This is a genomic window from Micrococcus sp. iso_229 (assembly GCF_058072725.1).
In genome coordinates this window covers 2,073,810-2,089,543 of sequence record NZ_CM176514.1, presented here as the reverse complement: position 1 = coordinate 2,089,543, position 15,734 = coordinate 2,073,810, and the positions used below count along the sequence as shown (strand labels likewise).

Sequence of the window (15,734 nt, the reverse complement as noted above, 5' to 3'; positions counted from 1 at the left end):
CCGGTGGGCGAGGGGACGGGGCGGGATCCGGTCGGGCCGGTGATGGTCGGACCACTGTGGTCAGACCAAGGAGCGTACTGTGAGGGCAGTCACCTTGCAAGGGGCTGGCATGATATGGTCTGACCACTACGGCACCCGTGTGCTGCCGCACCGCACGGCGCCCCAGGCGCCCCGTCCGGAACGGAGACCGGCATGAGAATCGCCCTGTTCGCCACGTGCATCGTGGACGCGATGTACCCCAAGGTGGCCCTCGCCACCGTCCGCATCCTCGAGCGGCTCGGCCATGAGGTGGTCTTCCCGCCCGGCCAGGTCTGCTGCTCGCAGATGCACGTCAACAGCGGGTATGTGGCGGACGCCCTGCCCGTGGTGCGCAACCACGTCCGCACCTTCATGAAGGCCGACTACGACCTCGCTGTCGCCCCCTCCGCCTCCTGCGTGGCCTCGCTCGGCCACCAGCAGCCGGACGTCGCCCGCTCCGGCGGGGACGAGGGGCTGGCCCGCGACGCCGAGGTCGTCGCCTCCCGCACCCTCGAGCTGTCCCAGCTGCTCACGGACGTCCTCGGCGTGACGGACGCCGGAGCCCAGCTCGGCTCCTGGTTCCCGCACACCGTGACCTACCACCCCTCCTGCCACGGCATGCGCCTGCTGCGCCTGGGCTCGCGTCAGGAGGACCTGCTGCGCACCGTCGCGGACATCGATCTGCGCCCGCTGCCGGACGCCGAGGAGTGCTGCGGCTTCGGCGGCACCTTCTCCCTGAAGAACCCGGACGTCTCCGCCGCCATCGCGGAGGAGAAGATCGAGAAGGTCACCGCGTCCGGCGCCTCCCTCTGCACGGGCGGCGACGCCTCCTGTCTGCTCCACCTGGACGGGGCCATGCACCGTCGAGAGGCGCGCGGCCAGGACGGCCGCCCGCTGCGCACCGTGCACCTCGCCGAGATCCTCGCGGCCACCCGGGAGAACCCGCTCGAGGTCGACGGCCCCGTCGAACTGTCCATCCCCGCGTCCGCCGGCGCCCGCCGCGGACCGTCCGCCCGTGTCGAGGAGGCCCGCCGATGAGCACCGCACCCACCCGCGTGCGCCTGGGAATGCCCACCGTGCGCCCCGTCCACGGCGAGGGCGAGATCCTGCTGAAGACCCCGTTCCCCGAGTCTGCCCGCGAGCAGCTGGGGAACGACCAGATGCGCGCCAACATCCGCCGGGCCACCCACACCATCCGTGCCAAGCGTGCCGGCGTCGTCGAGGAGCTGCCGGACTGGCAGGAGCTGCGCGCCGCCGGCTCCGCGCTGAAGCAGTCCGTCATGGCGGACCTGCCCGCGCTCCTCGAGCGGCTCGAGTCCGAGGTCACCGCGCGCGGCGGCGTCGTGCACTGGGCCCGGGACGCGGCCGAGGCCAACCGCATCATCACGGAGCTCGTCACCGCCAAGGGCGTGGACGAGGTGATCAAGGTCAAGTCCATGGCCACCCAGGAGATCGGCCTGGACGCCGCGCTCGAGCATGCCGGTGTGGCCGCCGTCGAGACGGACCTGGCCGAGCTCATCGTCCAGCTCGGCCACGACCGGCCCAGCCACATCCTCGTCCCGGCGATCCACCGCAACCGCCGGGAGATCCGGGACATCTTCCTCCGGGAGATGCCGGAGACGGACGAGAGCCTCACCTCCGAGCCGGCCGACCTGGCCGAGGCCGCACGCCGGCACCTGCGCGAGAAGTTCCTGAGCACGAAGGTGGCGATCTCCGGGGCGAACTTCGGCGTCGCCGAGACGGGCACGCTCGCCGTCGTCGAGTCGGAGGGCAACGGCCGCATGTGCCTGACCCTGCCGGAGACGCTGATCACCGTGATGGGCATCGAGAAGCTCGTGCCCACCTTCGAGGACCTCGAGGTGTTCCTGCAGCTGCTGCCGCGCTCGTCCACGGGCGAGCGGATGAACCCGTACACCTCCATGTGGACGGGCGTCACCGAGGGCGACGGTCCCCAGGAGTTCCACCTGGTCCTGCTGGACAACGGCCGCTCCGCAGTGCTGTCCGACCCGAAGGGCCGTTCCGCGCTGCACTGCATCCGCTGCTCGGCGTGCATGAACGTGTGCCCCGTGTACGAGCAGACCGGCGGCCACGCCTACGGCTCCGTCTACCCGGGCCCGATCGGCGCGATCCTCTCCCCGCAGCTCACCGGTGTGGACGCGGGGGAGAACGGCACCCTGCCCTACGCCTCCACGCTGTGCGGCGCGTGCTACGACGTGTGCCCCGTGGCCATCGACATCCCCTCGATCCTCATCCACCTCCGGGACGAGGACGTGCAGGCCACCCACGCCGCCCGGAAGGCCCGGCGCACGGAGGAGGACGCCGCTGCCGGCCCCCTGGCCCGTGCCAAGGCGACGGTGGAGTCCGTCACGCCCTCGCAGATGGACGTGGCGATGAAGGGCGCCTCCGTGGTGATGTCCTCGGGTCGGCGCATGTCGCTGGCCGAGCGGGGCCTGGGGTTGGGCCGGGTCGCGGCCGGGCCGGACCGGGTGCTCGGCTGGCTGCCGGGCATCGCCGGCGGGTGGACCGACGAGCGTGATGTGCCGGCGCCCCCGCGGGAGTCCTTCCGCAACTGGTGGGCCCGCCACAAGGATGAGACCGAGCACCGGACCGCCCTGGACGGCGTCGCCGGGTCGGACCGCCAGGAGGACGAGCACGTCGAGGAGGACGGACGATGAGCGAGGCGAAGGCCGAGATCCTGCGGCGCATCCGCGAGGCGACGGCGGACGGCCCGGTCGCGGACCCGGTGCAGCGCACCTACCGGCGGACCTCCTCCCGGGACCGGGCCGAGGTGGTGGAGATGCTGCGCGATCGGCTGATCGACTACCGGGCCTCCGTGCGGGACGAGACCGAGGAGACGGTGGCCGCGGCCATCGCCGAGCTGCTCGGCCCGGACGCCCGGTACGTGGTGCCGGCCGGTCTGGAGTCTGACTGGCTCCCCGCGGACTCCCGCGGGGCCGGCCGGGAGCGCATCACGGAGCCCGCGGTGGGCCATACGGGGGAGCGTGCCGCGGTCCGCGGCGCCCACGACGGCGAGCGCGAACCCCTCAGCGTGGACGCGCTCAATGAGGTGGACGCGGTGGTGACGTCCTCGACGGTCTCCTGCGCGGAGACCGGGACGATCTTCCTCAGCGGCCGCCCGGACGAGGGTCGCCGGGCGATCACCCTGGTCCCGGACCACCACGTGTGCATCGTGCCGCTGGACTCCGTGGTGGAGCTCTTCCCGGAGGCGCTGGCCCGCGTGGAGGCGACGGCGCCGATCACCATGGTCTCCGGGCCCTCGGCCACGAGCGACATCGAGCTCGAGCGCGTCGAAGGCGTGCACGGGCCGCGCCGCCTGGACGTGATCCTGCTCGACCGCGCTCGCTGACGCGGGCGCGGCCGAGCAGGGGCCGGGCGGGTCAGGCCCCCTCGACGACGGCGCCCCCGGCGCGGCCCGTCTCGAGGTGGGCCTGACGCTCCTGCACGCCGCCGTACAGGGCCACGAACAGCAGCGCGAGACCGGCGGTCACGAGCATGTGGCCGAGCCCGGCGATGCCCGGGATGGCGGCCGAGGTCTCGGCGAGGGTCAGGCCGTCCACGGTGAGGACGCCGCGCACGGCCATCATCACGGACGTGACCAGGACGCCGACGTGGAAGAGCCAGAAGAACCAGGTGAACGCGCCGCGGCCGGTCAGGCCGAAGACCGCGTCGAGGCCGAGGACGGTGTACATCAGGGCGGCGTCGTAGTGGCGCATCATGCCCGCCATGCTGGGGAGCGACCCGTGCCGGGACATCGCCCGACCGGTTGATCCGGGCCGCTCCCGTGGCCGGGCCGCCCCCGGCGGAGGCCTCAGATGATCGAGCGGCCCTCGCGGCGGGCCGCGGCCCAGTCGGCGAAGAAGCCGCGGGCGATCGCGACGAGGACGGCCAGCACGAGGACGGGCCACATCAGGACGTACAGGGTCAGACCGACGGTCATGCGGATGCTCCTTGCGAGTCGGGGGACGGGGGGATCAGGACACGGGGGCCGAGGCGCGCTCGACCTGCGGCAGGTCCTCGGTCGCGGGGTCGAAGTCGCCGGTCACGCGCGCGATCCGGTCGAAGTCGAAGTCCTGGCCGGAGCGGACGGACAGCCCCCAGCAGACGAGGAAGGACACGGCGTAGGCCACGAGCGAGCCCGTGAGGGTGGCGTAGTCCCGCAGGAAGCCGTAGCCGAGGAACAGCATCACCGCTGAGGCGACCGCGCCGACCACGATCGCCGGGCGCAGGCCGAAGAAGCCGAAGCACATGATGCCCAGCACGACGCCCACGCCGAGGATCGCGAGGGTCTCCACCACGAGCGCCCAGGCTCCCTCGAGCGGGATCCACTCGAAGCGCACGGGCAGGAACACGGCCAGCGCGGCGAGCACGGACACCGTGAACGCGACGTTGGTGATCTTGCCCCAGTAGAAGGACGCGATCACGGGGAACACGAGGCAGCCCCACAGGGCGCCCACGAAGACCAGCAGGTCGAGGATGTCGAACTTGGCGGTGGCGAAGTACAGGGCCGCCGCCGTCGCCACGATCATGGTGATCCGGCCGATCAGCAGCATGGTCTTCGGGTCGGCGTTCTGGCGGCCGACCGACTGGCCGTAGACGTCCGTCATCACGATCGAGGAGAGGGCGGACAGGTCCGAGTCGGCGGTGGAGGACAGCGAGCCGATGATCATCAGGAACGCCAGGGCCACGAGCGCCAGCGGCAGGTGGTCGGCGACCATCTGGGGCAGGAGGTTGTTGACGTCGCCGTCGAGCGGCTCGACGCCCAGGTAGAGCGCCATGACGCCGAGCATGCCGACGCCGATCACGGTGCCGCCGTACCCGAGGGTGGCCGTGATGAAGGTGGGCTTGATGAGGTCCTCCCGCACGGCGAAGAGGCGCTGGGCGATGGTCTGGTTGCCGATCGCGTAGGCCAGCACCGCGGCGATGTACGGCGCGCCCTGGTTCATGAACGCGTCGGAGGAGAAGAAGCTCTGCTGCTGGGCCGTAACGTGGCCCGCTTCGACGCCGGTCTGGAACATGTCCGGGCCGCCTGCGGCGAAGAACACGGCGGGGATGATGATGACGGTCGCGCCGAGCATGGCCATCACCTGCGCGAAGTCGGTGAGCACGGAGGCGCGGAAGCCGGACCACAGGGTGTACAGCAGCACGCCCGCGGCCACGATCAGGATTCCCGCGCCGAAGGACAGCGGGGACAGCAGGGAGATCAGGGCGCCGCCGGCGATGAAGTTGGAGGTCAGGGAGATGACGGAGCCGAGCACGTTGGAACCGGCCAGCATGAGCTGCGAGGAGCGGCCGTGCCGGGCGTACATGACCTCGGCGAGGGTGTGGGCGCGCGGTGCGACCGTGCGGATGCGGCGGCCGAACGGGTAGATGAACAGGATCATCAGGGCGCCCCAGAGGCCGTAGTGGAGGGGGCCGGAGACGCCGTACGTGTAGCCGGCGGTCACGGAGGCGTACATGGAGGAGGCCCAGATCCAGGTGGCCGTCATGGAGGCGGCGGACACGCCGAAGCCGATCCGGTTGCCGGCCGTCATGTAGGCGTCGGCGTTCTCCTTCTTCTTGGAGATGGCCACGGACATGATCATGGTCCCGCCGTAGAACAGCACGACGAGCAGGATCACCCCGATCACGCCGAGCTGGGTCAGGGATGCTGCGTCCTGGGAGGGCGGCATCGGACTTCCTTTCGCACGAGTGACTGTGGACGTCCCGGTCCCCCGGCGCGGTCCGGTCGGGGCACGGCTCCGCAGGGCGGAGGGTGGCGTACCGATCACGTCGCGGCCAGGGGGCCGGGGAGGTGGAGGGCATCCCGCCGGGTCCCGAGTCCACGAACGGCGAGCTCTCTGCTCAAGCCATCGCGGTCCCTCGGCCCTGGGCGGCGCTGTCGACACCGGCATCCTGGCGGAACGAGCCCACCCGGATGGGTTGATCCTCACATGGTCGGCGCAGAAATGGCAAAAACATAGATCCTTTTCAGCAGGGCGGGGACTGTGAGTGCCCGACATGGAAGCCGGACAGAATGGGCGGATGACCGTTCCCTCCGGCCCCCCGGCCGCCCCCTCCGCCCCCGCTTCCCGACGACGGCGCCGCGCCCTGACGGCGGCGCTGGCCGTCGCCGTCGTGGTGCAGCTGGTGGTGCTGTACCTGCCGGGCGAGCAGGTGCCGCAGGCCGGGTTCGTCGTGCCGGGGCTGGACAAGGCGATCCACGTGGCCGTGTTCGCGCTGCCCGCGTTCCTCGCCGTGGGGCGGGGGCGGAGCGCGTGGTGGGCGCTGCCGTTCGCGGTGCACGCGCCGGTGAGCGAGCTCGTGCAGCACGCGTGGGTGCCGCTGCGGACGGGGGACCCGGTGGATGTCGTCGCGGATCTGGCGGGTGTGGTGCTCGGCGTGGTCACCGCATGGCGCCGCCGGATTGGAGGATCGGGGGCGGCGGGCGTATGATGGTCCGGTGCGCTCCTGAGGGAGGGCATGACCTGGGGCTATAGCTCAGTTGGTAGAGCGTTTCGTTCGCAATGAAAAGGTCAGGGGTTCAATTCCCCTTAGCTCCACGGACCGTCCCGGTCCGCGATCCTCGAGGTCGCGGGCCGGGACTTTCTCGTGACGGGGGCGTGTGCGCCCGCCCTGCCCTCATCCCGGGAGGGGGGCCGGTGCTTCCGGGGGGACCCCCCGGGTGTCTACAGTGCCGGGGTACGTCAGCGCGGACGTGATGTGGTCGTCTCACCGCAGGTCAGTCGCGCTTCTGCCGCCCCGCATGGGGCCGTTCGGCCCGGCCCGGGCCGGGAAGGGGTCGCCGATGCGCATCAGCGTGCTCACCCACATGCTCCACCCCATCCGTTCGCCCTACGAGGGCGGGCTGGAGATGCACACGGCCATGACCGTGGAGCACCTCGTGCGCCGGGGCCACGACGTCACCGTCTACGCGCGGGAGGGCACCCGGCTGCCGGGCGACGTCGTCGCCGTGCTGCCCGCCGAGGGCGCCGGCCCGGGCCGCGCGGGCGCCCGCGTGCGCGAGGCGGCCGCCCGCCGGGCCTGCGCGCTGATCCTCGACGACGACTCCGACGCCGTCCTGAACAACTCCCTCTCCCCGGCGCCGCTCGAGTTGCTGCGCGCCCGCCCCATGGTCACCGTCCTGCACACGCCGGCCACGCTGGCGGAGGTGCTGGCCGTCGTCGACGCCCCGGACTGGACGGCCCCCCACCACCACCGGTGGGCCTCGGTGTCCGCGTCGAACGCGCTGGCCTGGCAGCACCGGCTGCCGCGGGTGGACGTGGTGCCCAACGGGATCGAGCTGCACCACTGGGTCTCCGACGCCGTCCCCGTGCGCGGCCGTGCCGTGTGGTCGGGCCGGATCACGGCGGAGAAGGGCCTGCACGTGGCGATCGACGCCGCCCGGATCGCGGGCATGGAGCTGCACTTCGCCGGGCCGATCTCGGACGAGGAGTACCACGCCCGGGAGGTCGTGCCGCGGCTCGGCCCGGACACCGTCTACCACGGCCACCTCGACCACCAGACGCTGCCGCACATGCTCGCCACGGGCGAGGTCTTCCTGGCCACCCCCCTGTGGGCCGAGCCGTTCGGGCTCGCCGTGGTCGAGGCCATGGCGCTCGGCGTGCCGGTGGCCGCGCTGCTCAGCGGCGCGATGGGGGAGATCGTCGCCCCGCAGGCCGGCGCGCTGGCCGTGCACCACACGGCGCAGGAGCTCGCGGTCTCCATCCGCCACGCCCGCCGCAAGGACCGGGGACGCGTGCGTGCGTGGGCCTGCCGGTTCAGCGCGGAGACCATGGTGGAGGGCTACGTGGACCTGCTCGAGCAGGCCGCCGAGGACGCCCGCGATCTCGCCGCCGCCGAGGACGCGTACGGGTTGGATCCCCAGGAGGCCCCGCGCCCGTCCGCCGAGGCGGCGGACCTGGAGTCCCTCTGATGGCCCCGGCCCGCAGGCGGGTCCTCTACTACGCCCACCAGCACGGGGCGGGACACCTGCGGCACGCCGCCGGCCTGGCGTCGACCGGGGCGTTCGACGTGACGGTCGTGACCGCCCACCCCCGGGCGGCCGAACTGCTGCCCGCGGACGTCCCCGTCATCCCGCTGCCCTCGGACCTCGTGCCCGGCCACGAGCAGCCGGCCCGCTCGCCCCTGCACTGGTCCCCGGTGGGGCCCGAGATCCGGGCGCGCTTCGACGCCCTCCACGCGGCGGCGCGTCGGGTGGACCCGGACGTGTGCGTGGTGGACGTGTCCGTGGAGGCCGCCCTGTTCCTCCGCCTGGCGGGCTGGCCCGTGCTGCATCGCCGCATGCACGGCGAGCGCACCGACCCCGCACACGCCCTCGTCTACGCCGAGGCCGACGGCCTCTTCGCCCACTACGCCGCCGAGCTCGAGGTCCCCGCCTGGCGTGCCGCCCACGCCGACCGGGTCACCTACCTCGGGGTCGCGGACGTCACCGGCCGGCTCGGCACCCGCGCCACGACGACGTCGCCCGCCGGCGCCGCCCCGCGCGTCGCCGTGATCGCCGGCACGGGCGGCGGCGGGGTGCGGGCCGCGGACCTGGCCCGGGCGGCGTCCGCCGTGCCAGAGGCGACGTGGGAGGTGTACGGCCCGATCGCCGGGGTGGGTGAACCGGAGGCGCCGGGCGGGCTCGCGGCGGAGGCGATGCCCGCCACCGTGACGCTGCACGGCTGGGTCCAGGAGCCGGCCCGCCGGGCCGCGGACGCCGACGTCGTGGTGGTCTCGGCCGGGCACAACGCCGTGGTGGACGCCGCCCGCTCCGGCCGCCCCGTGGTGCTCGCCCCCGAGCCGCGGCCGTTCGACGAGCAGCGCGTGTTCGTGCGCGAGATCCACCGGGCCGCGGGCGTGCCGTGGTGCGCGTGGGAGGACCCGGACGCCGACTGGGCCGGCGCGGTGCGCGGCGCCCTCGCCGACCCGGCCGCCGCCGACCGGCTCGCGGGCCTGCTGCTCGTGGCGCCGGACGAGTACCGGCGGCGCTGGGAGGCGGCGATCGAGGGCGCCCTGGGCTGAGTCCGGCCCTCGCTCGCCCCCGGCCGTCGGGGCACTCAGTACGCGGCGTCGTCGCGGCGGGCGGCCGTCAGCTCCGCCTCCGTGGGGTGACGCAGCAGCTCGAGCCGTTCGCCCTCGGGGTCCCACGCGATCAGCCCCGCGTCCGCGAACGCGCGCAGCCACCCCTCCATGGCCCATCGGCCGTGCACCTGCCGGAAGCGGCGGGCGTTGACCAGGATGTCCTCGAGGTGGTGCAGCGGCGGGGTCATCACGCCGTGGTGCTGGTGGAACGCCTCGGCGGGGCTGAACCGCAGCGTCAGGCCGGCGGCTCGGGCTCGGAAGGCCAGGTCCGTGTCCTCGGCGCCGTAGCCGGTGAAGCCCGCGTCGAAACCGCCGATGCGGGCCAGGTCCGCGCGCCGCAGTGCCAGGATCAGCGTCCACACGAGGTGCCACTCGTCCGAGGGGCCGGCGATCAGGTGCGCGCGCGCCCGGTGGGGCACGGAGAGGCGGCGCAGCAGGGCGTCGGCGCGGTGCCAGGTCAGGTCGGCCTCCCCGACGTCGCGGGTCCAGCCCGGGCGCAGGTAGCGGGGCCGGCCCATCACCACGGACCCGGGGTGGGCCGCGACCTCGGTGGCCAGCACGCCGACGGTCTCGGCCGCCGGGATGCAGTCCACGTCGAGGAAGACGAGGATCTCGCCGGTGGCGAGCTCGGCGGCGCGGTTGCGGGCCTGCGCCAGCGGCAGGCCGGCGTCGGCGGCCACGTGCCCCACCGTGACGGGCAGGTCCGTGGCCGGGACGCGCCCGTCCGGCTGGCCCATGAACACCACGACCACCTGGTCCGGGCGGCGGTGCGAGCGCTCCAGTCCGGCGATCACGCGGGCCAGGTGCTCGTCCCGGTGCCCCGTGATGACCAGCACGGACACGCTCGGCAGCGCCCCGCGCGCCCGGGCGAGGGCCTCGCGGTAGACGGCCACGTGGGCGGCGGCCACGCGACGGCGCTGCCGGGCCCGGGCGGCCGGGTCGGCCGGGGCCGTGCGCGCGCGGGCGCGCACCAGCGTCTCGAGCGCGTCGGCGAGGGAGTCGGGGTCTTCCGGGTCGAACGCGGCGAGCGAGTCGGGGGTCAGCCAGGCGCCGGACTGGTCCGCGATGTGCCCGATGTCCGCGACGGCCACCGGCACCCCCAGGTCCCGGCACATCTCCACCCAGCCCGAGTGGGTGCCGATGCGGTACGGCAGCACGGACACGTCCACGTCGCGCAGCAGCGCGTGCAGGGCGGGGTCGTCGAGCCGGTCGTGCTCCCACAGCTCGAAGCCGTGGTGGGCGCAGCCTGCGCGCAGCGCGGCCAGGGCGTCCTCGTCCTGCACGGTGTCCTGGACCTCCACGGTCACCCGCGCGTCGACACCGCGGTCGGCCAGCGTCCCGACGGCGGCGGCCAGCACCGGCAGCAGCGCCACCGGGGCCACCTGGGCCCGCAGGTCCTTGGCGTGCACCAGCAGGCGGGCGGGGGCGGCCGCGCCGTCGCCGTCGTCGGACGCGTCGGAGGGCAGCGTACCGGGCGCCGCACCGGGGGCGTCGTCGTCGTCCCGTGCCGCGAGGTCCTCGAGCGGGACGATGTGCGGGTGGGGGACCACGAGGGCGCGCACGCCGTAGTCGCGGGCGAGGGTCGCCGCGGCGCCGGGGGTGAGCGTGAGCACGGCGTCCGCGCGGCCCAGCAGCACGGCCAGGCGGTCCCGGTGGGGGCCCTGGTCCGTCAGGTGCGGGTTCTCGAGGTCGTGCACGGTCACGACGACGGCGCCGCCGTGCGCGTGCTGCGCGTCCAGGGCGGCGGCCAGCTGGGCGGGGCTGAAGTGCTCGAACCCGAAGTGCACGTGCAGCACGTCCGGGCGGTGCTCGGCCAGCCACTCCGCGTGCAGGGCCCGGGGCGGCCACCACTGGTGCGCGGGCGCGCCCGGCACCGGCGGGTCCGGCAGGAACTCCACGTCCGGCGCGGCGCCCGGGTCGAGGGGGCGGATCGCGCGGGTGTACGGGTGCTGCGCGGGCACGTGCTGGACGGTGATGCTCACGGGGGAGGGCCTCCTGACCTGGGGGATGCGATGCCGCGCGGGCGGCGTGTCCCCGTCCCGGGTCGGGGGTCGCGAAATCTAGTCTGTCAGGGCAGGATCGGAGAATCGGAGCAGCGGCATCCTGTCCGTTCCGGCGCGCCGCCGCGTCGAGGAGCGCCGCCGCAGGTGAAGGGGATCGTGGACGTGGACTCGCAGCCGCAGGGACGTGTGCTGTACGTGACCGTGGGCTCGCCGGAGCACGGCGTGGTGCGCCACGGCCGGCAGACCGCCGCCGCCCTCCGTCGGGTGGGCGCCGAGGTGGAGCTGCTCAGGGCGGAGGACGTCGCGGCGTTCCGGGGCCTCGTGCCCCTGCTGGAGGAGGCGCGCGCGCTGGGCGCCGCCGTGCACCTGGACGTCACGGACGCGCTGTTCGGCCCCACCGCGACCGCCGCCGCGGACCTGCTCGTCGACGTCCTGCCCGCGGGCACCACGCTCACCCTGCACGACATCCCGCAGCCCGCCGAGGGCGACGGCCGCTACCGCCGCCGCGGCGAGGCGTACGCGCGGCTCGCCCAGGCGGTGGCCGGCGTCGTGGTCTCCTCTCAGCACGAGCGGGCGCTGCTGGCGGACCTGGTGGACGTCACCGCGGACGTGGTCCCGCTGCCCGTGGAGGACCGCCGGGCCGCGGCCGCCCGCGCCGAGCCGGTGGTGCCGGAGAGCATGGCCGGCCTCGACCAGGACGTCGTGCTCTTCGGCTTCGTCTACCCGGGCAAGGGGCACGCCCTCGCCCTGGAGGCCCTCACCGAGCTGCACCGCCAGTGGGGCCCGGACTCCGGGGCACCGCGTCGGCTGACGGCGCTCGGACCCGTCAGCATCGGGCATGACGACCTCGTGGCGGAGCTGACCCGCGACGCCGAGGCGCGCGGCCTGGAGTTCCGCGTCACCGGGTTCGTGCCGGACGAGTTCGCGGACGCGGCCCTGCTCTCGGCGGGCATCCCGTTCGCGGCGCACCGCAACGTGTCCGCGTCCGGGTCCCTGGCGGCGTGGACCTCGGTGGGGCGGCGGGCCATCGCCTCCGCCGGCCGCTACACGGAGGAGATGGAGCGCCTGCGCCCGGGCACCCTGCGGCTCGTGCACCCCAACGGGTCGCCGGCCTTCGCGATGGCCGAGGCGATCGCCGAAGCGGTCGAGGACCCCGAGCGCACGTGGCTGGACCCCGGCGTGGACCTCTCGCCCGGCGCCGAGGACTGCGCGCGGATGCTCTTCGACGTGCTCCGCCGCGTGCACAGGTGGACGTGAGCGCCGCCGTCTCCGTGGTGGTGCCCTACTACCGGGCCCAGGCGGACCTCGACCGGCTCACGGCCGCGCTCGCGGCCCAGCGCGGCCTGACCGGGGGGCTGCAGCTCGTGGTGGCCGACGACGGCTCGCCCGTCCCGCCCCGCGTGGACCCGGGCCTGCCGTTCGACGTGGTGACCGTGCGCCAGCAGGACCGCGGGTTCCGCGCCTCGGCGGCTCGGGCGCTCGGGGCGGAGGCGGCCGACGGGGACGTGCTCGCCTTCCTCGACGGGGACATGCTCCCCGAGCCCGGGTACCTCGCCGCGGCGCTGGCGGCGGTGGCCGAGGCGCCCCGGGACGCCGCGGTGGTGGGCCGGCGGCGGCACCTCGCCGAGGCCTGGCTGGAGCGGGCCTGGGCGGACGGCTGGCGGCCCGGGGACGAGGTACCCGCGGACGCCCGCCTGGCCGAGCCGGCCTGGCTGCGCGAGGGGTACCGGGCCACGGACGGCCTGCGCCGCGCCGACTCCACCGGCTACCGGTACGTCATCTCGGCCGTGCTCACGGTGGCGCGCGAGGTCTACGAGGACGCCGGCGGCTTCGACCCCGCCTTCGTGGGCTACGGCGGGGAGGACTGGGAGCTGGCGCACCGGCTGTGGCGCGTGGGGGCGGCGCTGCGCCACGCGCCGGACGCGGTGGCGTGGCAGGCCGGCGCCGACTTCGGCGGACGCGGCGACGCCGCCGAGGCTGCCCGGGTGAAGGCCCGCGAGGCGCTCGTGCTGGCCTCCCGCATCCCCGCGACGACGGCCCGCGGCCACGGCCTGTCCCTGGCCGGCCCGCTGCGGGCCGAGGCGCGCGTGCGGGTGCCGGAGGGCACGGACGGCGCGGCGGCGGCCGTGGTGGCGGTGGACGCCGTGCTGCGCGCGGCGCCGGGGGCGCGGGTCGGCGTCGTGGGCGGCCTCGACGAGGCGGCGGCGCGGGCGCTCGACGACCCCCGCGTGCGGCTGCAGGGCGAGCCCGACGGCGGCGCGACGGCGGCCGAGGACCTGCCGCCGACGCCGGCGCGCGGCGACCTCGACGCCGTGCGGTCGGTGCCCGACTGGTCCGTGGACGTGCGCGTGCCGCTGCGGCCCGCCGCGGCCGGCGCCCGGCCTGACGCGGACGGCGTCGCCGCGTGGCTGCTGCGACTGGAACGGGCCGGCGTCGAGCGCGTGGAGATGCTGGACGAGCCGGGCGGGCGGGCCGAGCGCGACGTGCTCGCCGTGCTGACGTGCGCACGGGCGCTGTGGCGGCGCCGGCGGGGCGGGACGGCGCGGGTGTGGCGGGTGCCCGCCTCCCGGCTGGGCTGGGCGCCCGTGGCCGCCGTGCCGGACCTCGAGGCGTGGTGGGGCGGCTGGGGCTGAGCGGGCCGGTGCCCGCGGGGCGGGGCTGGCACAATCGCGGACAGGACGGAGCACGGGAGGGCCGATGAGCGAGCTGGACGAACTGGACTTCGTGGCCGTGGAGATCCACACCGCGGGGGCCGACCCGGCGTCCGTGTGCGCCGTGGACATGGCCCTCGTGCGCGGCGGCGAGATCGTCGCCGCTGAACGGTGGCCCGTGCGCCCGCCGACGGGGCCGACGTCGTTCTCCCGCCTGCACACGCAGCTGCACGGGGTGGACGAGGCCGCCGTCGTCGACGCGCCGGAGTGGCCCGAGGTGGCCGCCCAGCTCGACCTGCTGGGGGAACACCTGCCGTTCGTGGCGTCCGGGGCGGACCGGGACCGGGGCGCGTACGAGGCGGCCACCCGCGCGACCGGCGGGACGCCGCAGGAGCACGAGTGGCGGGACGCCCTGGCCCTGGTGGGCCGTCTCCGCCCGGACGTCGACCCGCCCCGGATCGCGACCGCGGCCCAGGCCATCGGCATCCCCGACGGCGGGCACCCGGCCGGCGCCGGGTCCGAGGCGGTGCGGACCGCCGAGGTGGTGCTGGCGCTCGCGCGTCAGAGCGGGCGGGGCACCGTGCGCCGGCTCTGGAGCGAGGCGGCGCCGCCCGCCCCGGACGGGCCGATCATCCCGGAGTCCCTGCGCCGGCGCCACGGCACGGAGCCGTCCGTGCCGCCCGCGGGCGCGCACCGGTGGGCGCCGCCGTCACCGGCACCCGTCCCGGCGTCCGCGGCACCGGCCGCGCGCGGGGGCGGCGTGGGCTGGAAGCTCGCGGGCACGGCCATGGTGGGGATCGCGCTGGGCGCCGCACTGTTCTTCGTGGCGAGCGTCTCGGTGATCATGGAGTACCTGGAGGACGGGCGCGGCTCGGACGCCACCGTGGGCATGGGCATCGCGGCGCTCTCCGCGTTCCTGGCCTGGTGGTTCGGGAAGACGGGCGTCGACTGGATCCGGCGCGAGGACGGCTGAGGAGAGAGGACGCAGGCGTGCACGAGGACGAGGGACGACGCCGGCACTACGGCCACTTCTACGGGCTCGAGGACCTGCCCGAGGGCGACCTGCTGCTGGTGTGGGGCAACTGCCAGGGCGAGTCGTATCGGCGGCTGCTCGGCGGGGAGCCCGGCACACCGCTGCACGGGGCGGACCTGGTGAGCGTGCGCGTGCCGCCCGCCTTCGAGGTCCAGCCGGACGAGGTCGCGCACCTGGAGCGGCTGCTGCCGCGCGTGAAGGCGCTCGTCACCCAGCCGATCCCGCACGACTACCGGGGCATGCCCATCGGCACGGACCAGCTCGTGGCCCGGCTGCCCGAGGACGCCGCCGTGGTGCGGATCCCCGTGGTGTACGACGTCTCGCGCTTCCCCTGGCAGGTCACCCTCCGCAACTGGAAGTTCGCGCCCGGGGCGGCCGAGCGGCCGGGGGAGGACCCGCCCGTCGTGCCGTACCACGACCTGCGCGTGCTGGCCGAGGCGGCGACGGGCCGTCGTCGGGAGGTGGCGCCGGCGGCGATCCGCGAGGCCGCGGCCGCGTCCGTGCAGGCGCTGCGGGCGCGGGAGGAGGCGAAGGGGACGCTGTCCATGGCGGACCTCGTGGCGGCGGAGCGGGGCGTCGGCTTCTACACCGTGAACCACCCGACCAACACGGTGCTGACCCGCGTGGCCGAGCGCGTGGCCGAGCACCTGCCGGGCGACGTCGCCGTCCAGCCCGTGCCCGCCTCCCGCGTGCTCCTCGGGGGGGTGCGCGCGCCCCTCGAGGCGGTCGTGGTCGAGGCCCTCGACCTCGACGCCGAGCCGACCGAGGACTGGACCGTAGCCGGACAGACCGTCCCGGCCGAGCGGCTGCGCGAGGTGCACCTGGACTGGTATGCACAGAACCCGCAGGCCGTCGAGGTCGGGATGCGCAAGTACGCCGACCAGCTGCGGCTGCTGGGCCTCGCGGGCTAGCGCCGGCTCCGACCCGCAGTGGAGGATGGGCTGC

Annotated in this window: 14 protein-coding genes and 1 tRNA gene; 11 read left to right on the top strand and 4 right to left on the bottom strand. The window is 75.1% G+C overall.

The window, feature by feature from the left end; translation table 11 throughout:
* Positions 1-192: 192 nt before the first annotated feature.
* Genes AC3RKA_RS09660 through AC3RKA_RS09650 form a run of 3 tightly spaced genes read left to right on the top strand, consistent with a single transcriptional unit; the run spans position 193 to position 3,385 of the window.
* Positions 193-1,056, top strand: coding sequence for a (Fe-S)-binding protein (locus tag AC3RKA_RS09660; protein ID WP_406906196.1), 864 nt, complete (start codon positions 193-195; stop codon positions 1,054-1,056).
* The gene (locus AC3RKA_RS09655) at positions 1,053-2,693 is read left to right on the top strand and encodes a lactate utilization protein B (protein WP_489727181.1); all 1,641 of its coding nucleotides are present in this window, start codon (positions 1,053-1,055) and stop codon (positions 2,691-2,693) included. The genes AC3RKA_RS09660 and AC3RKA_RS09655 overlap by 4 nt, the downstream gene beginning before the upstream one ends.
* On the top strand, positions 2,690-3,385 hold the full coding sequence (locus tag AC3RKA_RS09650; RefSeq protein WP_489727180.1) for a LutC/YkgG family protein: 696 nt from the start codon (positions 2,690-2,692) through the stop codon (positions 3,383-3,385). The genes AC3RKA_RS09655 and AC3RKA_RS09650 overlap by 4 nt, the downstream gene beginning before the upstream one ends.
* 31 nt (positions 3,386-3,416) lie before the next feature.
* Here AC3RKA_RS09650 and AC3RKA_RS09645 read toward each other — a convergent pair whose 3' ends face one another.
* The 3 genes from AC3RKA_RS09645 to AC3RKA_RS09635 all read right to left on the bottom strand — a co-directional run bounded on the left by AC3RKA_RS09645 (position 3,417) and on the right by AC3RKA_RS09635 (position 5,708).
* Positions 3,417-3,755, bottom strand: coding sequence for a DUF2871 family protein (locus AC3RKA_RS09645; protein WP_489727179.1), 339 nt, complete (start codon positions 3,753-3,755; stop codon positions 3,417-3,419).
* Between the two features lie 92 nt (positions 3,756-3,847).
* A complete protein-coding gene (locus AC3RKA_RS09640; protein WP_020624128.1) occupies positions 3,848-3,976 on the bottom strand; it encodes a putative transporter small subunit in 129 nt (42 codons plus the stop codon).
* A gap of 34 nt (positions 3,977-4,010) precedes the next feature.
* Positions 4,011-5,708: a sodium:solute symporter family protein gene (locus AC3RKA_RS09635; protein ID WP_489727178.1), complete on the bottom strand. Its 1,698-nt coding sequence runs from the start codon at positions 5,706-5,708 to the stop codon at positions 4,011-4,013.
* A 352-nt stretch (positions 5,709-6,060) separates the two neighbouring features.
* Between AC3RKA_RS09635 and AC3RKA_RS09630 the strand changes: the two genes are divergently transcribed.
* From AC3RKA_RS09630 to AC3RKA_RS09615, 4 genes are all read left to right on the top strand, one after another.
* Entirely contained in the window at positions 6,061-6,471 is a 411-nt protein-coding gene (locus AC3RKA_RS09630; RefSeq protein ID WP_489727177.1) for a VanZ family protein, read from the top strand.
* A 34-nt stretch (positions 6,472-6,505) separates the two neighbouring features.
* Positions 6,506-6,578, top strand: a tRNA-Ala gene (locus AC3RKA_RS09625).
* A 245-nt stretch (positions 6,579-6,823) separates the two neighbouring features.
* Positions 6,824-7,951: a glycosyltransferase gene (locus tag AC3RKA_RS09620; RefSeq protein ID WP_126860244.1), complete on the top strand. Its 1,128-nt coding sequence runs from the start codon at positions 6,824-6,826 to the stop codon at positions 7,949-7,951.
* Positions 7,951-9,042 carry a glycosyl transferase gene (locus AC3RKA_RS09615; RefSeq protein WP_269601266.1) on the top strand — a complete coding sequence of 364 codons (1,092 nt, stop codon included), beginning with the start codon at positions 7,951-7,953 and terminating at the stop codon, positions 9,040-9,042. Before AC3RKA_RS09620 ends, AC3RKA_RS09615 begins: the two co-directional genes overlap by 1 nt.
* Positions 9,043-9,077: 35 nt before the next feature.
* Here AC3RKA_RS09615 and AC3RKA_RS09610 read toward each other — a convergent pair whose 3' ends face one another.
* A complete protein-coding gene (locus tag AC3RKA_RS09610) occupies positions 9,078-11,084 on the bottom strand; it encodes a glycosyltransferase (protein WP_489727176.1) in 2,007 nt (668 codons plus the stop codon).
* A gap of 165 nt (positions 11,085-11,249) precedes the next feature.
* On the opposite strand from AC3RKA_RS09610, the gene AC3RKA_RS09605 reads away from it, so the two are divergent.
* The 4 genes from AC3RKA_RS09605 (at position 11,250) to AC3RKA_RS09590 (ending at position 15,700) form a co-directional block, all read left to right on the top strand.
* Positions 11,250-12,362, top strand: a complete 1,113-nt coding sequence (locus tag AC3RKA_RS09605; protein WP_489727175.1) for a glycosyltransferase family protein — start codon at positions 11,250-11,252, stop codon at positions 12,360-12,362.
* Positions 12,359-13,738: a glycosyltransferase gene (locus tag AC3RKA_RS09600; RefSeq protein ID WP_489727174.1), complete on the top strand. Its 1,380-nt coding sequence runs from the start codon at positions 12,359-12,361 to the stop codon at positions 13,736-13,738. Before AC3RKA_RS09605 ends, AC3RKA_RS09600 begins: the two co-directional genes overlap by 4 nt.
* 64 nt (positions 13,739-13,802) lie before the next feature.
* Complete coding sequence (locus tag AC3RKA_RS09595) at positions 13,803-14,729, top strand: 3'-5' exonuclease family protein (RefSeq protein ID WP_489727173.1); 927 nt, start codon at positions 13,803-13,805, stop codon at positions 14,727-14,729.
* Between the two features lie 17 nt (positions 14,730-14,746).
* Positions 14,747-15,700, top strand: a complete 954-nt coding sequence (locus tag AC3RKA_RS09590; protein WP_489727172.1) for a WcbI family polysaccharide biosynthesis putative acetyltransferase — start codon at positions 14,747-14,749, stop codon at positions 15,698-15,700.
* The last annotated feature ends 34 nt before the right edge of the window (positions 15,701-15,734 follow it).